Annotated in this window: 16 protein-coding genes; 3 read left to right on the top strand and 13 right to left on the bottom strand. The window is 63.0% G+C overall.

The window, feature by feature from the left end:
- Positions 1 to 7 precede the first annotated feature (7 nt).
- Both QUH67_RS04240 and QUH67_RS04245 read left to right on the top strand, forming a co-directional pair.
- Entirely contained in the window at positions 8 to 427 is a 420-nt protein-coding gene (locus QUH67_RS04240) for an acyl-CoA thioesterase (RefSeq protein ID WP_300945396.1), read from the top strand.
- Positions 428 to 512: 85 nt separating this feature from the next.
- Positions 513 to 1,664: an ABC transporter substrate-binding protein gene (locus QUH67_RS04245; RefSeq protein ID WP_300945397.1), complete on the top strand. Its 1,152-nt coding sequence runs from the start codon at positions 513 to 515 to the stop codon at positions 1,662 to 1,664.
- Between the two features lie 67 nt (positions 1,665 to 1,731).
- Here the strand turns inward: QUH67_RS04245 and QUH67_RS04250 are convergent, their stop codons facing one another.
- The 4 genes from QUH67_RS04250 to QUH67_RS04265 all read right to left on the bottom strand — a co-directional run bounded on the left by QUH67_RS04250 (position 1,732) and on the right by QUH67_RS04265 (position 8,029).
- Complete coding sequence (locus tag QUH67_RS04250) at positions 1,732 to 4,305, bottom strand: EAL domain-containing protein (RefSeq protein ID WP_300945398.1); 2,574 nt, start codon at positions 4,303 to 4,305, stop codon at positions 1,732 to 1,734.
- A 180-nt stretch (positions 4,306 to 4,485) separates the two neighbouring features.
- The gene (locus QUH67_RS04255; protein WP_300945399.1) at positions 4,486 to 5,217 is read right to left on the bottom strand and encodes an ABC transporter ATP-binding protein; all 732 of its coding nucleotides are present in this window, start codon (positions 5,215 to 5,217) and stop codon (positions 4,486 to 4,488) included.
- A complete protein-coding gene (locus QUH67_RS04260) occupies positions 5,214 to 6,983 on the bottom strand; it encodes a branched-chain amino acid ABC transporter ATP-binding protein/permease (RefSeq protein WP_300945400.1) in 1,770 nt (589 codons plus the stop codon). Before QUH67_RS04260 ends, QUH67_RS04255 begins: the two co-directional genes overlap by 4 nt.
- Before the next feature lie 5 nt (positions 6,984 to 6,988).
- Positions 6,989 to 8,029 carry a branched-chain amino acid ABC transporter permease gene (locus QUH67_RS04265; protein ID WP_300945401.1) on the bottom strand — a complete coding sequence of 347 codons (1,041 nt, stop codon included), beginning with the start codon at positions 8,027 to 8,029 and terminating at the stop codon, positions 6,989 to 6,991.
- 172 nt (positions 8,030 to 8,201) lie between these two features.
- On the opposite strand from QUH67_RS04265, the gene QUH67_RS04270 reads away from it, so the two are divergent.
- The gene (locus QUH67_RS04270) at positions 8,202 to 8,720 is read left to right on the top strand and encodes a MarR family winged helix-turn-helix transcriptional regulator (protein ID WP_300945402.1); all 519 of its coding nucleotides are present in this window, start codon (positions 8,202 to 8,204) and stop codon (positions 8,718 to 8,720) included.
- Here the strand turns inward: QUH67_RS04270 and QUH67_RS04275 are convergent.
- The 9 genes from QUH67_RS04275 to QUH67_RS04315 all read right to left on the bottom strand — a co-directional run bounded on the left by QUH67_RS04275 (position 8,717) and on the right by QUH67_RS04315 (position 18,530).
- Positions 8,717 to 10,006 (bottom strand): glycerate kinase type-2 family protein, encoded by a 1,290-nt coding sequence (locus QUH67_RS04275; protein ID WP_300945403.1) that lies wholly within the window; start codon positions 10,004 to 10,006, stop codon positions 8,717 to 8,719. The two genes, QUH67_RS04270 and QUH67_RS04275, sit on opposite strands and share 4 nt — an antisense overlap.
- A gap of 126 nt (positions 10,007 to 10,132) precedes the next feature.
- Positions 10,133 to 11,359 carry an ABC transporter substrate-binding protein gene (locus QUH67_RS04280; protein ID WP_300945404.1) on the bottom strand — a complete coding sequence of 409 codons (1,227 nt, stop codon included), beginning with the start codon at positions 11,357 to 11,359 and terminating at the stop codon, positions 10,133 to 10,135.
- A 156-nt stretch (positions 11,360 to 11,515) separates the two neighbouring features.
- Positions 11,516 to 12,745 (bottom strand): ABC transporter substrate-binding protein, encoded by a 1,230-nt coding sequence (locus QUH67_RS04285; protein WP_300945406.1) that lies wholly within the window; start codon positions 12,743 to 12,745, stop codon positions 11,516 to 11,518.
- 180 nt (positions 12,746 to 12,925) lie between these two features.
- Complete coding sequence (locus QUH67_RS04290) at positions 12,926 to 14,152, bottom strand: ABC transporter substrate-binding protein (protein ID WP_300945408.1); 1,227 nt, start codon at positions 14,150 to 14,152, stop codon at positions 12,926 to 12,928.
- A gap of 29 nt (positions 14,153 to 14,181) precedes the next feature.
- Entirely contained in the window at positions 14,182 to 15,198 is a 1,017-nt protein-coding gene (locus QUH67_RS04295; RefSeq protein WP_300945411.1) for a branched-chain amino acid ABC transporter permease, read from the bottom strand.
- Positions 15,199 to 15,200: 2 nt separating this feature from the next.
- Entirely contained in the window at positions 15,201 to 16,079 is an 879-nt protein-coding gene (locus QUH67_RS04300) for a branched-chain amino acid ABC transporter permease (protein ID WP_300945413.1), read from the bottom strand.
- 10 nt (positions 16,080 to 16,089) lie between these two features.
- Positions 16,090 to 16,803 (bottom strand): ABC transporter ATP-binding protein, encoded by a 714-nt coding sequence (locus tag QUH67_RS04305; RefSeq protein WP_300945414.1) that lies wholly within the window; start codon positions 16,801 to 16,803, stop codon positions 16,090 to 16,092.
- On the bottom strand, positions 16,800 to 17,597 hold the full coding sequence (locus tag QUH67_RS04310; RefSeq protein ID WP_300945415.1) for an ABC transporter ATP-binding protein: 798 nt from the start codon (positions 17,595 to 17,597) through the stop codon (positions 16,800 to 16,802). The genes QUH67_RS04305 and QUH67_RS04310 overlap by 4 nt, the downstream gene beginning before the upstream one ends.
- Positions 17,598 to 17,666: 69 nt before the next feature.
- On the bottom strand, positions 17,667 to 18,530 hold the full coding sequence (locus QUH67_RS04315; RefSeq protein ID WP_300945416.1) for an IclR family transcriptional regulator: 864 nt from the start codon (positions 18,528 to 18,530) through the stop codon (positions 17,667 to 17,669).
- Positions 18,531 to 18,604: the final 74 nt, after the last annotated feature.

The following is an 18,604-nucleotide window of genomic DNA, read 5'->3' on the forward strand; positions in this document are numbered from 1 at the left end:
CATTGTCATGTTCGTCAACAAGCGTGACGTGCAGATCCAGTGGGGCGACTGCGACCCCGCCAACATCGTCTATTACCCGCGCTATTTTGCGATGTTCGACGATTCGACCTCGATCATGTTCGAAGCCGCCGGTTTTTCGAAGCAGGACATCGTTCACAAATACGGCCTGGTCGGCATCCCCATGGTGGATACGCGGGCGAAATTCCACATCCCGTCGACCCATGGCGACTGGATCAGGATCGAGAGCCGGATCGAGAGTTTCAAGCGGTCCAGCTTCGAGGTGCTCCACAACGTGTTCAAGGGCGAGGCGCTGGCGATTGAGGCGTTCGAGACCAGGGTGCTGGTCGGCAGGCATCCCGACGACCCCGAAAAGCTGAAATCGGCGCCGATGCCGGCGGAGATCATTGAGCGGTTCATGCGGGGCTGACACGCGTCCCCGCATCACCTAAAGAAGGGGCTGAATTGAGCGCAGGTTCTGCTTAAAACCATAAATAGAAATCAGGGAGGAATGAATGAAGAAGGTTTTTCTGTCCGCCGCAGCCGTTGCCGCGGCTCTCGCGTTGCCGGGTTCGCCCGCGCTCGCGCAGACCAACGAAATCACGATCGGCATTTCCGTCACCACGACGGGGCCGGCGGCAGCGCTCGGCATTCCCGAGCGCAACGCGCTGGACTTCGTGCCGAAGGAGATCGGCGGCGTGCCGCTGAAGCTCATCGTGCTCGATGACGGTGGCGATCCGACGGCTGCAACCACCAATGCGCGGCGCTTCGTGACGGAATCCAAGGCCGACATCATCATGGGCTCGTCGACGACGCCGCCCACGGTCGCGGTGTCCACCGTGGCGAACGAAGCCGGCATTCCGCATTTCGGCCTTGCGCCGTTCCCGATCAATGATGCGCGCATGAAGTGGTCGGTGGCGATGCCGCAACCGATCCCGATCATGGGCAAGGTGCTGTACGAACACATGAAGGCGCACGGCATCAAGACGGTGGGCTATATCGGCTACTCCGATTCCTATGGCGACCTCTGGGTCAACGACTTCAAGGCGCAGGCCATTCCGATGGGCCTGACCATGGTGACCGAGGAGCGCTTTGCCCGACCCGATACGTCCGTCGCCGGACAGGTGCTGAAGCTCGTCGCCGCCAATCCGGACGCCGTTCTGGTCGGCGCTTCCGGCACTGCGGCGGCACTGCCGCAGACCACGCTGCGCGAGCGCGGCTACAAGGGGCTGATCTACCAGACCCATGGCGCCGCCAGCATGGACTTCATCCGGATCGCGGGACCAGCGGCAGAAGGCGTGATCATGGCCTCGGGCCCGGTGATGTCGCCGGAAACCCAGCCCGACAGCGCGCTGACCAAGAAGCCTGGCCTGGCGCTCAACACCGCCTACGAGGCAAAATACGGCGTCAACAGCCGCAGCCAGTTCGCCGGACACTCCTATGACGCGTTCGAAGTGCTGAAGCGGATCGTTCCGGTGGCGCTGAAGACGGCGAAGCCCGGCACGCCGGAATTCCGCGATGCGCTGCGTCGGGCCATGACGACGGAAAAGGATATCGCGGCAAGCCAGGGCGTCTACAACTTCACGGAAAAGGATCGCTACGGTCTCGACGACCGCTCGCGCATCATTCTGACCGTGAAGGACGGCAAATACGTTCCGGCGAAGTAGAGGGCTTGGGGTCGTAGGGTGGGCATGGCGTAAGCGCGCCTTCGCCCACCCTACTTTTTTGAACTTCCTAACCGCCGGTCGAAGCCATAGATTGCGACGGTGCCGTTTGCGGGCGGGCCTGCTCGATGCGCTCGCGCATCGCCCGCGCCTGACCTGCTACATGGTCGAGCAACCATCGTTCGAACGCTTCGGGCGGCATCGCGGGTGCGTACAGATAACCCTGCACGACATCGCAGCCGAGTCCGGCCAGCAACTGGCGCTGCCCCTCTGTTTCGACGCCCTCGGCGACCACAGTCATCTTCAGGCTTTGGCCGACCCGGACGACGGCGGTGGTGATGGCGAGCGCGCTGGCGTCGCGCTCGATGTCGCGCATAAAGCTGCGATCGATCTTCAATTCGCGGATCGGCAGGTGGGCGAGCCGGCTCAGGCTCGAATAGCCGGTGCCGAAATCGTCCAGCGACAGGCCGACGCCGAGTGTGCGGATCGCGTTCATCGTTGCGATCGCCGCCGATCTCTCGTTCACGAGCACGCCTTCGGTGATCTCAAGCATCAAAGCTTCGGCCGGCAGGCCGTTGGCCGCAATGGTCTCCTCGACCACGGTGGCGAGTTTTGTATTCTGGAAATTCAGCGGCGACAGGTTAACTGCCACGCAGGGGATATCCAGTCCGGCGCGGCGCCACGCGGCCATTTGCCGGCACGCCTCGCGGATCGACCACAGGCCGATCTGCTCGATCAGGCCGACTTCCTCCGCCAGCGGGATGAATTTCGAGGGCGGCACCTCGCCGAGGTCGGGGTCATGCCACCGCGCCAGCGCCTCGACGCCGTACAGCGCGCCATCGACGGTCCGGGTCTGAGGCTGATAGAAAAGCTTCAGCCGGTCGTCGGCGATGGCGTGACGCAGCGCAGCGCTCAAGACGAGACGCTGTTCGGCAAGGCGGTTCATGTCGGCACTGAAGAAGCGGTGGGTGGAACGGCCCGCCTGCTTGGCCTTGTACATCGCGGCATCGGCCTGCTGTATCAGGGCATCGAGATCGGTGGCGTTGTCGGGGTAAATGCTGATGCCAATACTGGCGGAAATCGGTACCTGCCTGTTGTCGATCCACAGCGGCGATGCCAACGCTTCGGTGATGTGGGAGGCAACCCGCGAGGCGCGGGCCGGATCGCAGTCCGGCAACATGATAACGAACTCGTCGCCGCTCAGGCGTCCCAGCAGGTCGGACGGCTGAATACAGGCGCGCAGCCGCTTGGCAAATTCGATCAGCAATGTGTCTCCGGCCGAGTGTCCGAGGGTGTCGTTGACGTCCTTGAAATGATCGAGATCGAGGAACAGAAGTGCGAGCTGCCCGCCCCTGCAATCCTCGATCGCCTGGTCGACCAGATATCGAAGCTGTGTGCGGTTCGGCAGCCCGGTCAGCATGTCGTGGAAGGCGAGCCGGGCGATCTGCGCCCGCGCTTCCTTGCGCTCGATCGCCAGCGCACCGAGATGAACGCAGGCGTCGACGATGTGCTTATGCCAGCGGCTTGGCGCGCGCGGTTCCCTGAAATAGAAGGCGAAGGTTGCGATTACCCGGCCGTCGTTCGCCTTGATCGGCGTCGACCAGCAGGCCTTGAGTCCGGCGGCAAGCGGCATCGCCTTGAAGGGCTGCCAGCGTGGGTCGTTGTCGATGTCGGACGCCAGCACCGGCTCGCCGTAATACGCCGCCGATCCGCACGAGCCGACATCAGGCCCGATGGCGACACCGTCGAGCGCACGGGAGTAGGCTTCGGGCAGGCTCGGTCCGCCCAGCGGATGAATTCGGCCGTCGGCATCGATATGCAGCAGCGAGCAGACGACGTCGGGAGCGATCACCTCGACACGCCGGCAGAGTTGCGCTGCAATCTCGGTAAGCGGCAATTCGTCTGCCAGTGCGTTCGTGATGAGTTGCTGCAGCGACCTCAACTGCTTGTTCTCGGTGATGTCGGTCAGCAGGGCGAACACGGACTTGATCCGCCCGCGCTTGTTGCGGAACGGCCTGACGGACGCCGAGATCCAGACCTCATCGCCGTTCTTGTCGTAGGTGAGAATTTCCTCCTCGTCATCGCTTCCCGTGCAGAGATGCCGCAGCAGGCGCCTCCGGGTCTTGCCGTCGGTGTAGCGGCCCGCAAGTAAATGGTCCGCACGCCGCCCCAGCACATCCGCGGGCGAGTATCCGTATATTCCGGAGAACGCGGCGTTAGTGTAGATGATCCGCATGCGGCGGTCAGTGATGACGACGGCGCGGCTGGTCTTGTCGGCCACCAGGTTCATCATCGCCAATCGCTCGCGGCGTTCGACTTCCGTGCTGATGTCCCGGACAAACGCCAGATAGCTGCTTCGGCCGTCGACCTCGACGCGCGACACCGACTGCGCGGCCCGCAGCCGGCTGCCGTCGCCACGCTGCAGCGTGATCTCCGAATGCGGCCCGAGATCAATGATGCCGAGAAGGTTGGCGTGAAGCCCGAGCACTTCCTCGCGGGGAACGCCCCAGATCTGCTCGGCCGCGGCGTTGAAATGAGCGATGTGCAGATCACTGTCGATGAGGATAACGGCTTCACTGGCCTGCTCGAGCGCCGCCAGTAAAAATCCGGAAGTCTCAACCGTCGTACGATCGAAAACGCGCATCACCCCGTCCTGAAGTACCTTTCAGCCGCCTTCGGCGGCCCGGCGCCGGGAAAAGGGACTGCATTCGCAAAAATGATAGGAGGGGTGGGTATTCAGGAAGTTCTACACCCCCCAACAGGGCGTTGTGCATCCCGACATGCTCAAGGAAGCGTTAAGCGCAATCGACGGGGGATGGCCAGGCTAGCTCTCGCTGGCGCCTTCGTGCTGGAACCCGAGATAGCTCGCCGCGACGCGCTGGTTGCCGGCGATCTCGCCGGCCGACCCGGACAGGATGAATTCGCCGAGTTCCATGACGTAGGCGCGGTCGGCGATCTGCAGGGCGGCTTTTGCATTCTGTTCGACCAGCAGCACCGACACGCCGGCGGCACGCAGTTCGCCGATGGTGCGGAAGATGTCGGCGACGATGATCGGCGCCAGTCCGAGGCTCGGTTCGTCCAGCATCAGCAGTTTCGGCGCGCCCATCAGCGCGCGGCCCATCGCCAGCATCTGCTGCTCGCCGCCGGATAGCGTGCCGGCCAGTTGCTTGCGCCGTTCCTTCAGCCGCGGAAACAGCGTGTAGACCCTTTCGAACGATTGGCCGGCGGCAGACTTTGGAATCCGGAATGCGCCGAGCAGGAGGTTGTCCTCGACATTCATGGTGCCGAACAGCTCGCGATGCTCGGGCACGAGGCTGAGGCCGGCCGCGACGCGGTCCTCGATGTCGAGTGTCGCCACGTCGCTGCCGGAGAAGACGGCTGCGCCCTTCAGCGGCAATACGCCCATGATGGCGTTGAGCAGCGTGCTCTTGCCGGCGCCGTTGGCGCCGATGATGGTGACGATTTCGTTGTCGGCGACGTCGAGCGATACTGAACGAACGGCTTCGACTTTGCCGTAGGAAACGTGAATGTCGGAGACCGAAAGCAGCGCGCTCATGCGGTGGCTCCGAGATAGGCCTTGATCACGTCGGGATTGGTCTTGATTGCGGCCGGTGTGCCCTCGGCGATCTTGGTGCCGAAATCCAGCACCACGATGCGGTCGGCGAGATCCATCACAAAACCCATGTCGTGCTCGACCAGCAGCACCGACATGCCGCCGTCGCGCAATTGACGAAGCAGCGCCGCGAGCCGCTGCTTCTCCATGTGACGCAAGCCCGCCGCCGGCTCGTCGAGCAGCAACAGCAGCGGATCGGCGCACAGCGCCCGCGCAATCTCGACGATGCGCTGCTGGCCGAGCGACAGGCTGCCCGCGAGCTGGTCGATCTGCTCGCCGAGGCCGACGCGCTCGATCTGGCGGGCGGCTTCCGCCAGCAGCTTCGCCTCGTCGGCGCGGTCGAGCCGGAACATGCTCGATATCGCGCCCGAAAACCCGCGCAGATGCGTGCCGATCGCGACGTTCTCCAGCACGGTCATGTCCGGAACCAGCTTGACGTGCTGGAAGGTGCGCGCGACGCCGAGCTTGACGACCTCCTGCGGCGGGGCGTTGTCGACCTTGTGGCCGAGCACCGAGATGCTGCCGCCGGTGGTCGTCAGCACGCCGGTGATCAGGTTGAAGGTGGTGCTCTTGCCGGCGCCATTGGGCCCGATCAGGGCCACGATCTCGCGCGCTCCGACCTCGAACGAGACGTCGTTGACGGCGATCACACCGCCGAATTGTTTGCGCGCCTTTTCGATCTGCAGCAATGCGGCGGCAGAGGCCGGCGCGCGCTCGCGCCTGGCGAGAGGAAGCGATGTGTCGGGCACCTTGCGACCCGGCTTTAGCGGTAGCCGCGCCATCAGCCACGGCCAGACGCCGGTCGGCGCCAGTTGTAGCAACACGACCAGCAGGATGCCGAACACGATGGTCTCGAGCTGGCTCTGGCCGCCAAAGACATAGGGCAGGTAGCTCTGCAGGATTTCCTTCAGGATCACGACGATGCCGGCGCCCAGCACCGCGCCCCAGACATAGCCGGCGCCGCCGACCACGGCGATGAACAGATATTCGATGCCGGCATGTGCGCCGAACGGGGTCGGGTTGGCCGCGCGCTGGAAATGCGCATAGAGCCAGCCGGACAGGCCGGCGAGAACAGCCGCGTAAACGAACACCAGCAGCTTTGCGCGCGGGGTCTGCACGCCGAACGCTTCGCCGGCGATATGACCGCGCCGCAGCGCGCGGATGGCGCGGCCGGTGCGGGAGTCCAGCAGGTTCATGGTCAGCAGGGCCGAGATCAATACTCCGATCCAGATCGCGTAGTAGATCGTGCCGGGATCGAGCATCTTGAAAGTGCCGACCGAGAGCGGCGGAATGCCCGAGATGCCGTCGTTGCGGCCGAGAAATTCCAGCTTGCTGAACAGATAGAACAGCCCGATGCCCCAGGCGATGGTGCCGAGCGGCAGGTAATGGCCGGATAGTCGCACGGTGACGATGCCGAGCAGCACCGCGGCGATGCCGGAGACCAGGAGCGATAGCGGCAGCGTCAGCCACGGCGAAAAGCCGTAGGCCGTCGTCAGCACCGCCGTGGTATAGGCGCCGAAGCCGCAGAACGCGGCCTGGCCGAAGGAAGTGAGGCCGCCGACGCCGGTCAGCAGCACCAGCCCCATCGCCACCAGCGCGGCGAGGCCGATATTGTTGAGCAGCACGATCCAGAACGGCGGGATGCCCGGGATGAACGGGATCGCCGCCATGACGAGTGCGAAGATGAGGACGGGAAGCCGCTGATGCATCGCCGTCAGTCCTTTTCTTCCTCGACCGCGGGCGCTGCGAGCGAGCGCAGCACCAGCACGGGGAGGATCAGCGTGAAGACGATGACCTCCTTGAAATTACTGGCGTAGAACGAGGAGAAGGCCTCGACGCTGCCGACGATCAGGGCCGCGACCGCGGTCAGCGGATAGCTCACGAGACCGCCGATGATCGCGGCGATAAAGCCTTTCAGACCGATCAGGAAGCCGGTGTCGTAGTAGAGCGTCGTGATCGGCACGATCAGGATGCCGGAAATGGCGCCGATCAAGGACGCCAGCAGGAACGCAATCTGCCCCGACAGCGTGGTGCGGATGCCGACGAGGCGGGCGCCGAGCCGGTTGACGGCGGTGGCGCGCAGCGCCTTGCCCATCACGGTGAAGCCGAAGAACAGCCACAGCGCGATGATGAAGGCGATCGTCAGCCCGTACACCGCAAGGCTCTGGCCGGTAAAGCGCAACGGACCGACCGTGAGCGCCGCATTCGACAGCGCCGGGCCGCGCAGGCCCTCGGCGCCGAAGAAAACGAGCCCAAGACCCTGCAAGGCCAGGTGCGAACCGACGGAAGCGATCAGCAGCACCAGTACCGAGGTGTGCGCGAGCGGCTGGAAGGCGATGCGATAGAGAAACAGGCCGATCGCCGCCACGATCAACAGCGACAGCGCGATGTTGACCGCGATCGGCGTTTTCGGACCGGCCAGACCGAAGGTCAGGGCCAGGATGGCGGCGGGCAGCACGATGTTGATGGCGAGGGAACGCAATATGCGCCCGAGCCGAAGCGATCGCCGCGCGTCGAAGAGGTCGAGGGCAAAGGCGACCAGACCCATTGCCAACGCGAGCCACGCTGTGCCCGGCACCTTGCCGGTCGCCAGCACCGCATAGCTCAGCGCGCCGTAGGTGACGAATTCGCCCTGCGGAATCAAAATGACGCGCGTGACGGCAAATACCAGCACCAGCGCCAGCCCGAGCAGCGCGTAGATCGCGCCGTTGGTAATGCCGTCCTGCAACAGGAACAGCATGATCGTGGTATTCAAGACTGGCGCTCCCCCTCAAGCGTCGCCGGCCCGGCGTCGCGCGGACCCCGGACATGCCGTGTCTCGGCAGTTGAAAGCCGCCGATAATTTGATATGTTCAATAACAATTATCAAATATAACATCAAGGCCGGCCATCGGCTGGGCCTCCGTTTCGGGTGCGAGCCTCACGCGATGACAGTTTCCAAGGCAGCGACCGATCCCGTCAAGCCGTCGCGCAGCACCGGCCGGGAGATCGCCGACGGCGCCGCCGACCATGCCGGTTTGCACCTCGGCGAACTGGCTGAGCTGCTCGGTTATTCGCTCAAGCGCGCGCAGCTCAAGGTGTTCGAGGATTTTTTGCGCTGCGTCGCGCCGTTGCAGCTGACGCCGGCGCAATTCTCGGTGCTGTTGCTGCTCGACCGGAATCCCGGCCGCAACCAGACCGAAATTGCCAACACGTTGGGCATTCTCAGGCCGAATTTCGTATCGATGCTGGATGCGCTGGAAAGCCGCGGCCTGTGCGCCCGGATGCGCTCGACCAACGACCGCCGCTCGCACATCCTGGCCCTGACCGACAAGGGCAGGGCGGTGCTGGCGCGCGCCAAGAAGCTGGTCGCCACCAAGCACGAGGCGCGGCTCAACGAACTGCTGGGCCCGGCCAATCGCGTCGCGTTGCTGGAAATGCTGACCAAGATCGCGGCTGAGTTCTAGCCGCGGTCCACCAGGACCACCCTGACGTCGTTGACGTTGGTGAGCGTCGGGCCCGTCAGCAGCAGATCGCCGGTAGCAGAAAAGAACCCGGTGGCGTCGTTGTTGGCGAGATAGGCCGCGGGCGAGAGGCCGAGCGACTTCATTTTTGCAAAGGTGCTTTGGTCGATCACGGCGCCGGCCGGATCGGTGGCGCTGCCGGCGCCACCATCGGCGCCGTCGGTGTCGGCGGCGAGCGCCGCGATGCCGGGACTGTCCTTCAGCAGGTCCGCCAGCGCCAGCGCGTATTCCTGGTTCGGCCCGCCACGGCCGTTGCCGCGTACGGTCACCGTCAGTTCGCCGCCCGAAAGGATCGCGACCCGCTTGCCTTCGCTGCGCGCCTGCAACGCCATGCGCGCATGCTCGGCCGCGACATCGCGCGCCTCGCCTTCGAGATCAGCGCCGAGGCCGATGACTTCGTATCCGGCGTCCTTCGCAACCTTGATCGCCGCGTCGAGCGAGGCCTTGGGTTTTGCGATCATCTCGAATTGCGCGCGGGCAAACGCGGCGTCGCCCGGCTTGCAGCTCTCGTTGTCAGGATTTTCCAGGGCGCGCCTGACGGCGTCGTCGATTGCCAGATCATACCGCGCCACCAGCGCGCGGGCGTCCGCCAGCGTGCTCGGATCGGGCACCGTCGGCCCCGATGCGATCGCGGAGGGATCATCATGCGGCACGTCCGAGATCGCCAGCGTCACGATCTCTGCGGCGCGCTGCCCGGCGCGGGCGAGCCGGCCGCCCTTGATCCGCGACAGGTGCTTGCGGACGACGTTCATCTCGCCGATCGGCGCGCCTGACCGTAGCAGCGCGCGGTTCACCTGCTGCTTCTGCGCGAATGAAACGCCATCGGCCGGCGCAATCCAGTTCGCCGAGCCGCCGCCGGACAGCAGCACCAGCAACAGATCGTCAGCGGTTGCATCGGCGGCGAGGCGCAGCGTTTCGTCGGCCGCCTTCAGTCCGGCCTCGTCCGGCACGGGATGGCCGGCCTCGATCACCCTGATCCGCCGTGTCGGCACGCCGTGGCCGTGGCGCGTGGTGGCAAGGCCGGTCAGCCGTGCGGGATCAAGGCCGAGCGCGTCGAGATAGTGCCGCTCGGCGGCAGCCGCCATGGCCCCTGCGCCCTTTCCGGCGGCAAGGCAGATCACGCGGCCTTTCGGTGCGGGCCGCAGATGGGCTGCGAGCATGACGTCGGGATGCGCTGCCGCGACAGCCGCATCAAAGATCGCACGCAAGAGGGGACGTCGGTCGGTCATGGTTGCACGGATGCTGCATGGGACGGGGTCTGGTTATCCATCCAATCGCCAAAAAAGAAAACCCCCGCGGCTGGCCGCGGGGGGATGCTTCAGACCCGCAAATGGGCCGATCGGAATGCGAAATGACTATCCGCCGACGTCGCCGCTCATGATCTCACCGAACAGCTCCCAGGCTTCGCCCTTGAACTTCTGCAGTTGGACCTGCGAGATCGGAGCGAAGTCGGTCGGTGAGGTGTTGACCTTGATGCCGGGCAACAGGCCACCGAGCTCGAGCCCCTTGATGTTGGCGGCCTGCTTCATGACGTTTTCACGCGTCAGATCATCGCCGCACGCCTTGAGGACCTGAACAAGCCCCTGGGCTGCGGTGTAACCATACATCACATTTGCATCGATCCGGTTACCTTCCGGGAAATACTTCGTCAGGAACTCATCGAAGGCCTTCATGCCGGCGTCGTCCTTCCACTGCGGGTCGGACGTGTCCTTCAGGTAGGCGGAGGAGATGATACCTTGACCGGCTTCAAAGCCGGCGGGCTTCATGACGGCGCCGATCGAGGCCGAGACGTTGTTGAGGAAGTGCGTGGGCTTCCAGCCGATCTCGGCGTTTTTCTTGATCGCCTGTGCCGCGAACTTCGGTGTGGTGATGTTGATGAACACGTCGGCGCCGGTCGACTTCAGCTTGACGATGTGGGAGTCGATCGTCGGCTCGGAGACTTCGTAGCTCTCCTCCATGACGATCATCGAGGCGGCCTTCGCACCGAGTCCGTCCTTGAAGCCCTTCAGGTAGTCCTTGCCGTAGTCGTCGTTCTGGTAGAGTACGCCGATCTTGGCATTCGGAAGATTCTTCAGGATGTACTTGGCGTAGATGATGGTTTCGCTCTGGTAGTTGGGCTGCCAGCCCATGGTCCACGGAAAGGCCTTCGGATCGTTCCACTTGGTGGCGCCGGTCGCGACGAACAGTTGCGGGACTTTCTTGCTGTTCAGGTACTTCTGGATCGCCGTGTTCGGGGGCGTGCCGAGCGGATTGAAGACCAGCAGGACTTCATCGCTTTCTACCAGCTTGCGCGCCTGCTCGACCGTCTTCGGCGGGCTATAGGCGTCGTCATAGCTGATGAAGTTGATCTTGCGGCCGTTGATGCCGCCCTCCGCATTGACCTTCTTGAAGTAGGCCTCTTCGGTCTTGCCGATCACGCCATAGGCCGAGGCAGGGCCGCTGTAGGGCATGATGTTGCCGATCTTGATTTCGGTATCGCTTGCGCCGGGATCGTATTTCTTCTGTGCCAGGACGCCGCTCGACGATGCTGCAAGCAATCCAGCCGCCGCCGATAGAACCGCCAGTTTTTTGATTGTGGACATTTCTGTCTCTCCCTTTTCATTTAAAACAACGTTAGTCGTCCGGCCCCTTGAACGAAGCTCTATTAGTGTCGCGTGCTTACCATCTTGGCGAAAACGTCACAACAAGAAGCCCCTGCGGCATAGCCGCAGGGGCTGCTGCTTTAGTAGGCTGCGCAACTAGCCGCCGACGTCGCCGGAGAGGATTTCGCCGAAGCGCTCCCAGGTGTCGCCTTTGAACCTCATCAGTTGCACCTGCGAGATCGGCGCGAAGTCCGTCGCCGAGGTGTTTACCTTAATGCCGGGCAGCAGACCGCCGAGTTCGAGGTCCTTGATGCTGGCCGCCTGCTTCATGATGTTGGCCCGCGTCAGGTCGTCGCCGCATGCTTTCAGCACATGCACGAGACCCTGTGCGACGGTATAGGCGTACATCAGCGAGGCGTCCGCACGGTTGCCTTCCGGGTAATACTTATCCAGGAACTGGTTCCAGGCGATCATCCCGGCATCCTTTTCCCACTGCTTGTCGGTGGGGTCCTTGAGGTATGCGGAGGAGATGATGTCCTGGGCATTCTCGAAACCGGCCGGCTTGATGACGCTGCCGATCGAGGCCGAGACGTTGTTGAGGAAGTGCAGCGGCTTCCAGCCGATTTCGGCGTTCTTCTTGATCGCCTGCGCCGCGAATTTCGGCGTGGTGATGTTGATGAACACGTCGGCGCCGCTCGACTTCAGCTTGACGATGTGGGAGTCGATCGTTGGCTGGGAGACTTCGTAGCTTTCTTCCAGGACGATCATCGAGGCCGCCTTGGCGCCCAGGCCGTCCTTGAAGCCCTTCAGGTAATCCTTACCGTAGTCGTCGTTTTGATACAGGATGCCGATCTTGGCGTTCGGCTTCTCCTTGAGAATGTACTTCGCATAGATCTGCGTTTCGCTCTGGTAGTTGGGCTGCCAGCCCATCGTCCACGGGAAATCCTTCGGATCGTTCCATTTGGTGGCGCCGGTGGCAACGAACAGCTGCGGCACCTTCTTCGTATTCAAGTATTTCTGGATCGCCGAGTTTGGTGGGGTGCCCAGCGGATTGAACACGACCAGCACTTCGTCGCTTTCGACCAGCTTGCGTGCCTGCTCGACCGTCTTCGGCGGGCTGTAGGCGTCATCGTAGCTGATGAAGTTGATTTTCCGCCCGTTGATGCCGCCCTCGGCGTTGATCTTTCTGAAATAGGCTTCTTCGGTTTTGCCGATGACGCCGTAGGCGGAAGCGGGTCCGCTGTAGGGCATGATGTTGCCGATCTTGATTTCGGTATCGCTGGCGCCGGTGTCGTATTTCTTTTGTGCCAATGCGCCGCTGCTGGATGCGGCAAGCAATGCGAGGGCAGCCGCGAAGGCTCCCGGTCGCAAATTGAGAACGGACATTTTGATCTCCCTAGGATCAGGATGAATGTGTCATCGTTTTTTGATAGGAGCACTTGGCGGCTCTTGGACTCGCATTGAATACCTTTCGGTTGCGCCCAGCAACAAAAAGCCCCGCGCAACGGCGTTGCGCGGGGCGGTATTTGGTTCGGCGCGATGGGAAGCTGCCCGTCGGGCGGAATATTAATGATTGCCGGTTTCGCCGCTGATGACGTCGCCGAACAGGTCCCACTTCTCGCCCTTAAAGCGCATCATCTGAAGTTGCTCGATCGGCGCGAAGTCGGTGGCCGAGGTGTTGATCTTGACGCCTGGCAACAGCGTGTCCGGCGTGAAGTCCTTCAGGTTCGCGGCCTGCTTCATGATGTTGGCGCGGGTCAGATCGTCGCCGCACATCTCCAGGATTTTCGTGAGGGTTTGCGCGGCGCCATAGCCGTACACCACCGAGCTGTTGAGCCTGTCGGCCTCGGGATAATATTTGTCGAGCAGGGCGAAGAACCTCTTCATCCCGGCGTCGTCATTCCACTGCGGGTCGGCGGCGTCCTTGGCGTAGGCCGCGGACAGCAGGCCTTGCGCGTTCTCGTAGCCCGCGGGCTTGATCACGCTGCCGACCGAGGCCGAGACATTGGCCACGATCTGGAGCGCCTTCCAGTCGATCTCGGCCATCTTCTTGATGGTCTGCGCCGCGAATTTCGGCGTCGTGATGCTGATCAGGACGTCAGCGCCGGTGGCTTTCAGCTTGACGATATGGCTATCGATCGTCGGTTCCGAGATCTCGTAGCTTTCCTCGGCGACGATGGAAGATGACTTGGCGCCGAAACCGTCCTTCAGGCCCTTGAGGTAGTCCTTGCCGAAATCGTCGTTCTGGTAGAGCACGGCGACCCTGGCATTCGGCTTTTCCTTCATCAGGTATTTCGCGTAGATCAGCCCTTCGCTTTGATAGCTGGGCTGCCATCCGATGGTCCATGGAAAATGCTTCGGATCGTTCCACTTGGTGGCGCCGGTTGCGACGAACAATTGCGGCACCTTCTTGGCGTTCAGATATTTCTGAACGGCGGTGTTGGACGGCGTGCCGAGCGGATTGAATACCACCAGTACCTCGTCGCTCTCGACGAGCTTGCGCACCTGTTCGACGGCCTTCGGCGGACTGTAGGCGTCGTCGTAGGAGACGAACTTGATCTTGCGTCCGTTGATGCCGCCGTTTTCGTTGACCATCTTGAAGTAGGCTTCTTCGGTCTTGCCGATGACGCCATAGGCGGAGGCGGGGCCGCTGTAGGGCACGATGTGACCGACCTTGATCTCGGTATCGGTCGCACCGGTGTCATATTTCTTTTGGGCGAGGGCGCTACCGGAAGCGAAAACGAATGCAGAGACCGCCGCCCCGAGGGCGGCAGTCCGAAGTAGTGCAGGCATAGTGTCTCCTGAGTTTGTTCTTTAGTTTCTTAGTTCTTCTTGAGTTTACCGAGCATTTGCTGGGCAACCATTGCCACCTGCCTTGCGCCATGCGGCACAAGGAAGATGACGAGGAACAGAAGCACGCCGAATACGGCGCCGGAGAGACCTTTGGAGATCCCTTCGGCGATATTCGGCACGAAGATGATGAAGGCGGAACCTACGATCGAGCCCGGCAGCCAGCCGACACCGCCGACCACCATGCCGAGGAACAGCGAGATTGCCAGCGTGATGGTGTAACCGTCGGGGGCCACGAACTGCACCGCGATGGCGCCGAGGCCGCCGGCGACGCCGGTGATACCGGCCGAGACGCCGAACGCCAGCGTCTTGTACAGCGCGACGTCGACGCCCATCGCGGACGCCGCGATCTCGTTGTCGCGGATCGCCATGAAGGCGCGGCCCGAGCGCGAGCGCAGCAGGTTCACCGAGGCGATATAGATCCCGATCCCGATCGCGAGCGTGAAGTAATACAGCCACATGTCCTGCGACATCGGCAGGCCGAACGGCGCGTCGGGCTTGGTCACGACCAGGCCCTGCACGCCGCCGGTCCAGTGCTCGAAGAAGCCGAGCTTGAGCAGTTGCGGCATGGCGACCGCGAGCGCAAAGGTCGCCAGCGCCAAATAGACGCCGGAGAGCCGCAGCGCCGGCTGGCCGAACACGAAACCGAACGCAAAGCAGATGATGCCCGCGATCGGCAGCGTCAGCGCGTAGTTCATCCCGACATGTTCCATCAGGATCGCCGACGTATACGCGCCGACCGCGTAGAACGCGCTCTGGCCGAGCGAGAACTGCCCGCTTCCGCCGGTCAGGATGTTCAGCGCCAGCACGGCAAGGGCGTAGATCAGGAGCATCGTCATCTGGAAGATGATGAAGTTCTTGACGAACAGCGGGGCGATGACCAGCGCGGCCAGCACCACCAGCGAGGTGCCCAGCCCGAGCGTCATCGCCCGTTTCGGAGCGGCCTCGACGGCCGGTGCTTCTGTGACGATTTCCTCGGCAGCGCTCATGATCAAACTCGCTTCACGATGGGCCGGCCGAGCAGGCCTGCCGGTTTGACGACCAGGACGGTGATGATCAGCGCAAGCGCGATCGGCAGTTTCAACTCGTTACCGACGCCGGGAATGTAGGTTCCGGCGAGATTCTCAAACACACCGACCAGGAAGCCGCCGAGCACGGCGCCGAGCGGCGAAGTCAGCCCGCCGAGGACGGCCGCGGCAAATCCGTAGATCAGCACGCCGCCCATCATGTTCGGCTCCAGGAACACCACGGGTGCGATCAGGATCCCCGCAATCGCGCCGATGGCCGAAGCCATGCCCCAGCCCAGCGCGATCATCCACGAGGTGTTGATGCCGACCAGGCGGGCCGATTCCGGCATGGCGGCAGCGGCGCGCATCGCAAGCCCGATCCGGGTGAACTGGAAGAAGAAGTAAAGCGCGATCAGCAGCCCCAGCGTCACGCCGATCATGCCGGCCTGATGGGTCGAGATCAGCTGACTGCCGAGGAAGGGCGAGGATCCGAACGGCGACGGATACTGCTTGATGGTGAAGTCCCAGATCAGGCCGGCCACCGAGTTGACGATCGCAAACAAGGCGATGAAACCCGCGACATTAGTCAGGACCGGCGCCTTGGCCAGCGGCTTGAACAGCAGCCGCTCGATGGCGATGCCGCCGACAAAGGAGATGATCAGCGTGGCCAGGAAGGCCCACCAGTAGGGAAGGCCCCACTGCATCAATTGCCAGGAAATGAAGGTCGAGAACATCGCCATTTCGCCCTGGGCGAAATTCAGATGGTCGATCGCCTGGTAGATCATCACGACCGCGAGCGCCATACAGGCGTAGATCGCGCCCGTGGCGATGCCGGCCAGGACTTGGTTGGTAAACAGCTCCATGGCCTGCTCCTCAGTAGCCGAGATAGGATTTGCGGACGTCTTCGTTGTTCGCGATGTCCTTGGCGTTGCCCGACATCACGATCTTCCCGGTTTCGATCACATAGGCCTGATCGGCGAGTTCCAGCGCCAGCTGCGCGTTCTGCTCGACCACCAGGATGGTGACCTTGTCCTCGCGGTTGATCTTGCCGAGGATCTTGAACAGCTCGCGCACGATCAGCGGCGCAAGGCCGAACGACGGCTCGTCCAGCAGCATCAGCCTCGGCCGCAGCATCAGCGCGCGCGCGACCGCGAGCATCTGCTGTTCGCCGCCCGACAGCGTGCCGGCCTGCTGCGTGTGCCGCTCCTTCAGCACCGGGAAGTGCTGGTACATCCGTTCGATGTCGGCAACCACGCCCTTCTTGTCGCTGCGAGTGATGGCGCCGAGTTGCAGGTTCTCCTCCACCGTCATGGTGGTGAAGGTGCCGCGGCCCTGCGGCACATGCGCGATGCCGAGACGGACGACGTTCTCGGTCGATTTTCCCGAGAGTGCCTTGCCCTCGAACTCGATTGCGCCGGTGGAACGCACCATGTTGCAGATCGCGCGCAGCGTGGTGGTCTTGCCGGCGCCGTTGGCGCCGAGCAGCGTGGTCAGAGAGCCCTCGTTGAGCGAGAAGCTGAGGCCATGAAGCGCCTGGACCTGGCCGTAATAGGCGCGCAGATCCTTGATGTTGAGCATCGCGGTCATTGGTCCTTGCTCCCGAGATAGGCCTTGATGACATCCGGGTCGGCCTGGACCTGGGCCGGCGTTCCCTCAGCGAGCTTGCGACCGAAGTTGAGGGCGACGACGTGGTCGGCGATCGACATCACGAGGCCCATGTGATGCTCGACCAGCAGCACCGTCATGTGACGCTCGTCGCGGATCCGTCGGATCAGATCGCCGAGCACGTAGACTTCCTCATGGTTGAGGCCGCCGGCTGGCTCGTCGAGCAGCAGGATTTTCGGGTCGGCGGCGAGCGCGCGCGCCAGTTCCACGCGCTTCTGGGTGCCAAACGGCAGGCCCGACACCACGGTGTGGGCGACGCTTTCGAGATCGAGATAGGCGAGGATTTCCTGCACCTTCTTGTTGATCGCGGCCTCGCTGCGGCGGACCCAGGCCAACCTCAGCGAATCCGAAATGATGTCGCTCGAGGTGCGCGCGTGGCAGCCGATGCGGACGTTGTCCATCACCGAAAGGTTGGGGAACAGCGCGACGTTCTGAAACGTGCGGCCGATGCCGATCTCGGCGATCTTGTGCGCCGGGCGAGTCAGGATGCTCGCGCCTTCCATCAGGATATCGCCGGAGGACGGCTGATAGAGCCGGGAGAGACAGTTGAACAGCGTGGTCTTGCCGGCGCCGTTCGGCCCGATCAGGCCGAGGATGGCACCCTTGTGCATGTCGAAGGACACGCCATTCAGCGCGATGATGCCGCCGAACACGACGCTGACGTCGCGAACCGCGAGCAGGGGAGCGTGTCCCTGCGCGAGCTGTGCTTGCGTCATCGCGTCCCGCCCGCCCTGAGCACGGCGGGGGAATGACCGGCCGAAGGTTTTCGCCGGTCATGGTGAACGCTATCTGATCCCCTCGGACAAACGTGCAACTCTTCCTCCTGCTTTCACTTTTTTGTTGTCTGCTTTTTTTGATTGCGGCGCTGCGCCGCCGAGCGCTGCCTCGATGTTCCTTACCATCGTCACCAGGCGCGGTCCAATGTCGTTGATCAGGCGATCTTCCGTGAAGCGGAAGGCGGGTGCTCCGCAATTGAAGGCATAGGGTCCGGTTCCGTCGCTCAGCTTCAACGACACACCTACCGCGTGCACATCGTCTTGCCATTCGCCCGCGGAGATCGTGAATCCCTGACGCGCGACCATTTCGCCCGCGCGTTCGATGCCGTCGCGCATTCGCGACCAACGGCTGCCATAATGGTCGCGCAGTTCGCGCAACAAGGAGGCGCGCTCGTCGTCGGGCAGTGCCCAGATATAGGCGCGTCCCATCGCCGTGGTCGCGATCGGTACCCGCGAACCGACGTCGAGTTGCACGCCGAGCAACCCGTTACGGCTCTGCCCGAAATAGATCATGCTGTGACGATCGCGTCCGCCGACCGCGACGGCGCCGCCGGTCTCGCGCATCAGTTCTTCACGATAAGGTTCGGACAAATGCCGAACGCCAAGATTGGCCAGCGCGGCATACCCCAGCGCCATGGCTGATGGCGCGAGTTGATACTTCTCGAAGCGCGGAACGGGTGTAAGATAACCGAGCTTGGTCAGGGTGTAGGTCAGGCGGGAAATGGTCGGCTTCGGCAGATTGGTACGGGCGGCGAGTTCTTGATTGCCGAGAAGGCCATCGTTGGGATGAAATGCGCGCAAGACATCCAGTCCGCGGGAAAGCGCGACGACGAAGCTGCGATCGGTCGCCACTTTTTTCCCTGGACGCTTCATTACCCGTTACTGCTGATGAGCTCGTTGACAACGGACGTGCTTCAAAATAACCCTCCGTGTCAAGATGTGGAATT

The sequence above is a fragment of the Bradyrhizobium roseum genome, assembly GCF_030413175.1.
Lineage (GTDB): Bacteria > Pseudomonadota > Alphaproteobacteria > Rhizobiales > Xanthobacteraceae > Bradyrhizobium > Bradyrhizobium roseum.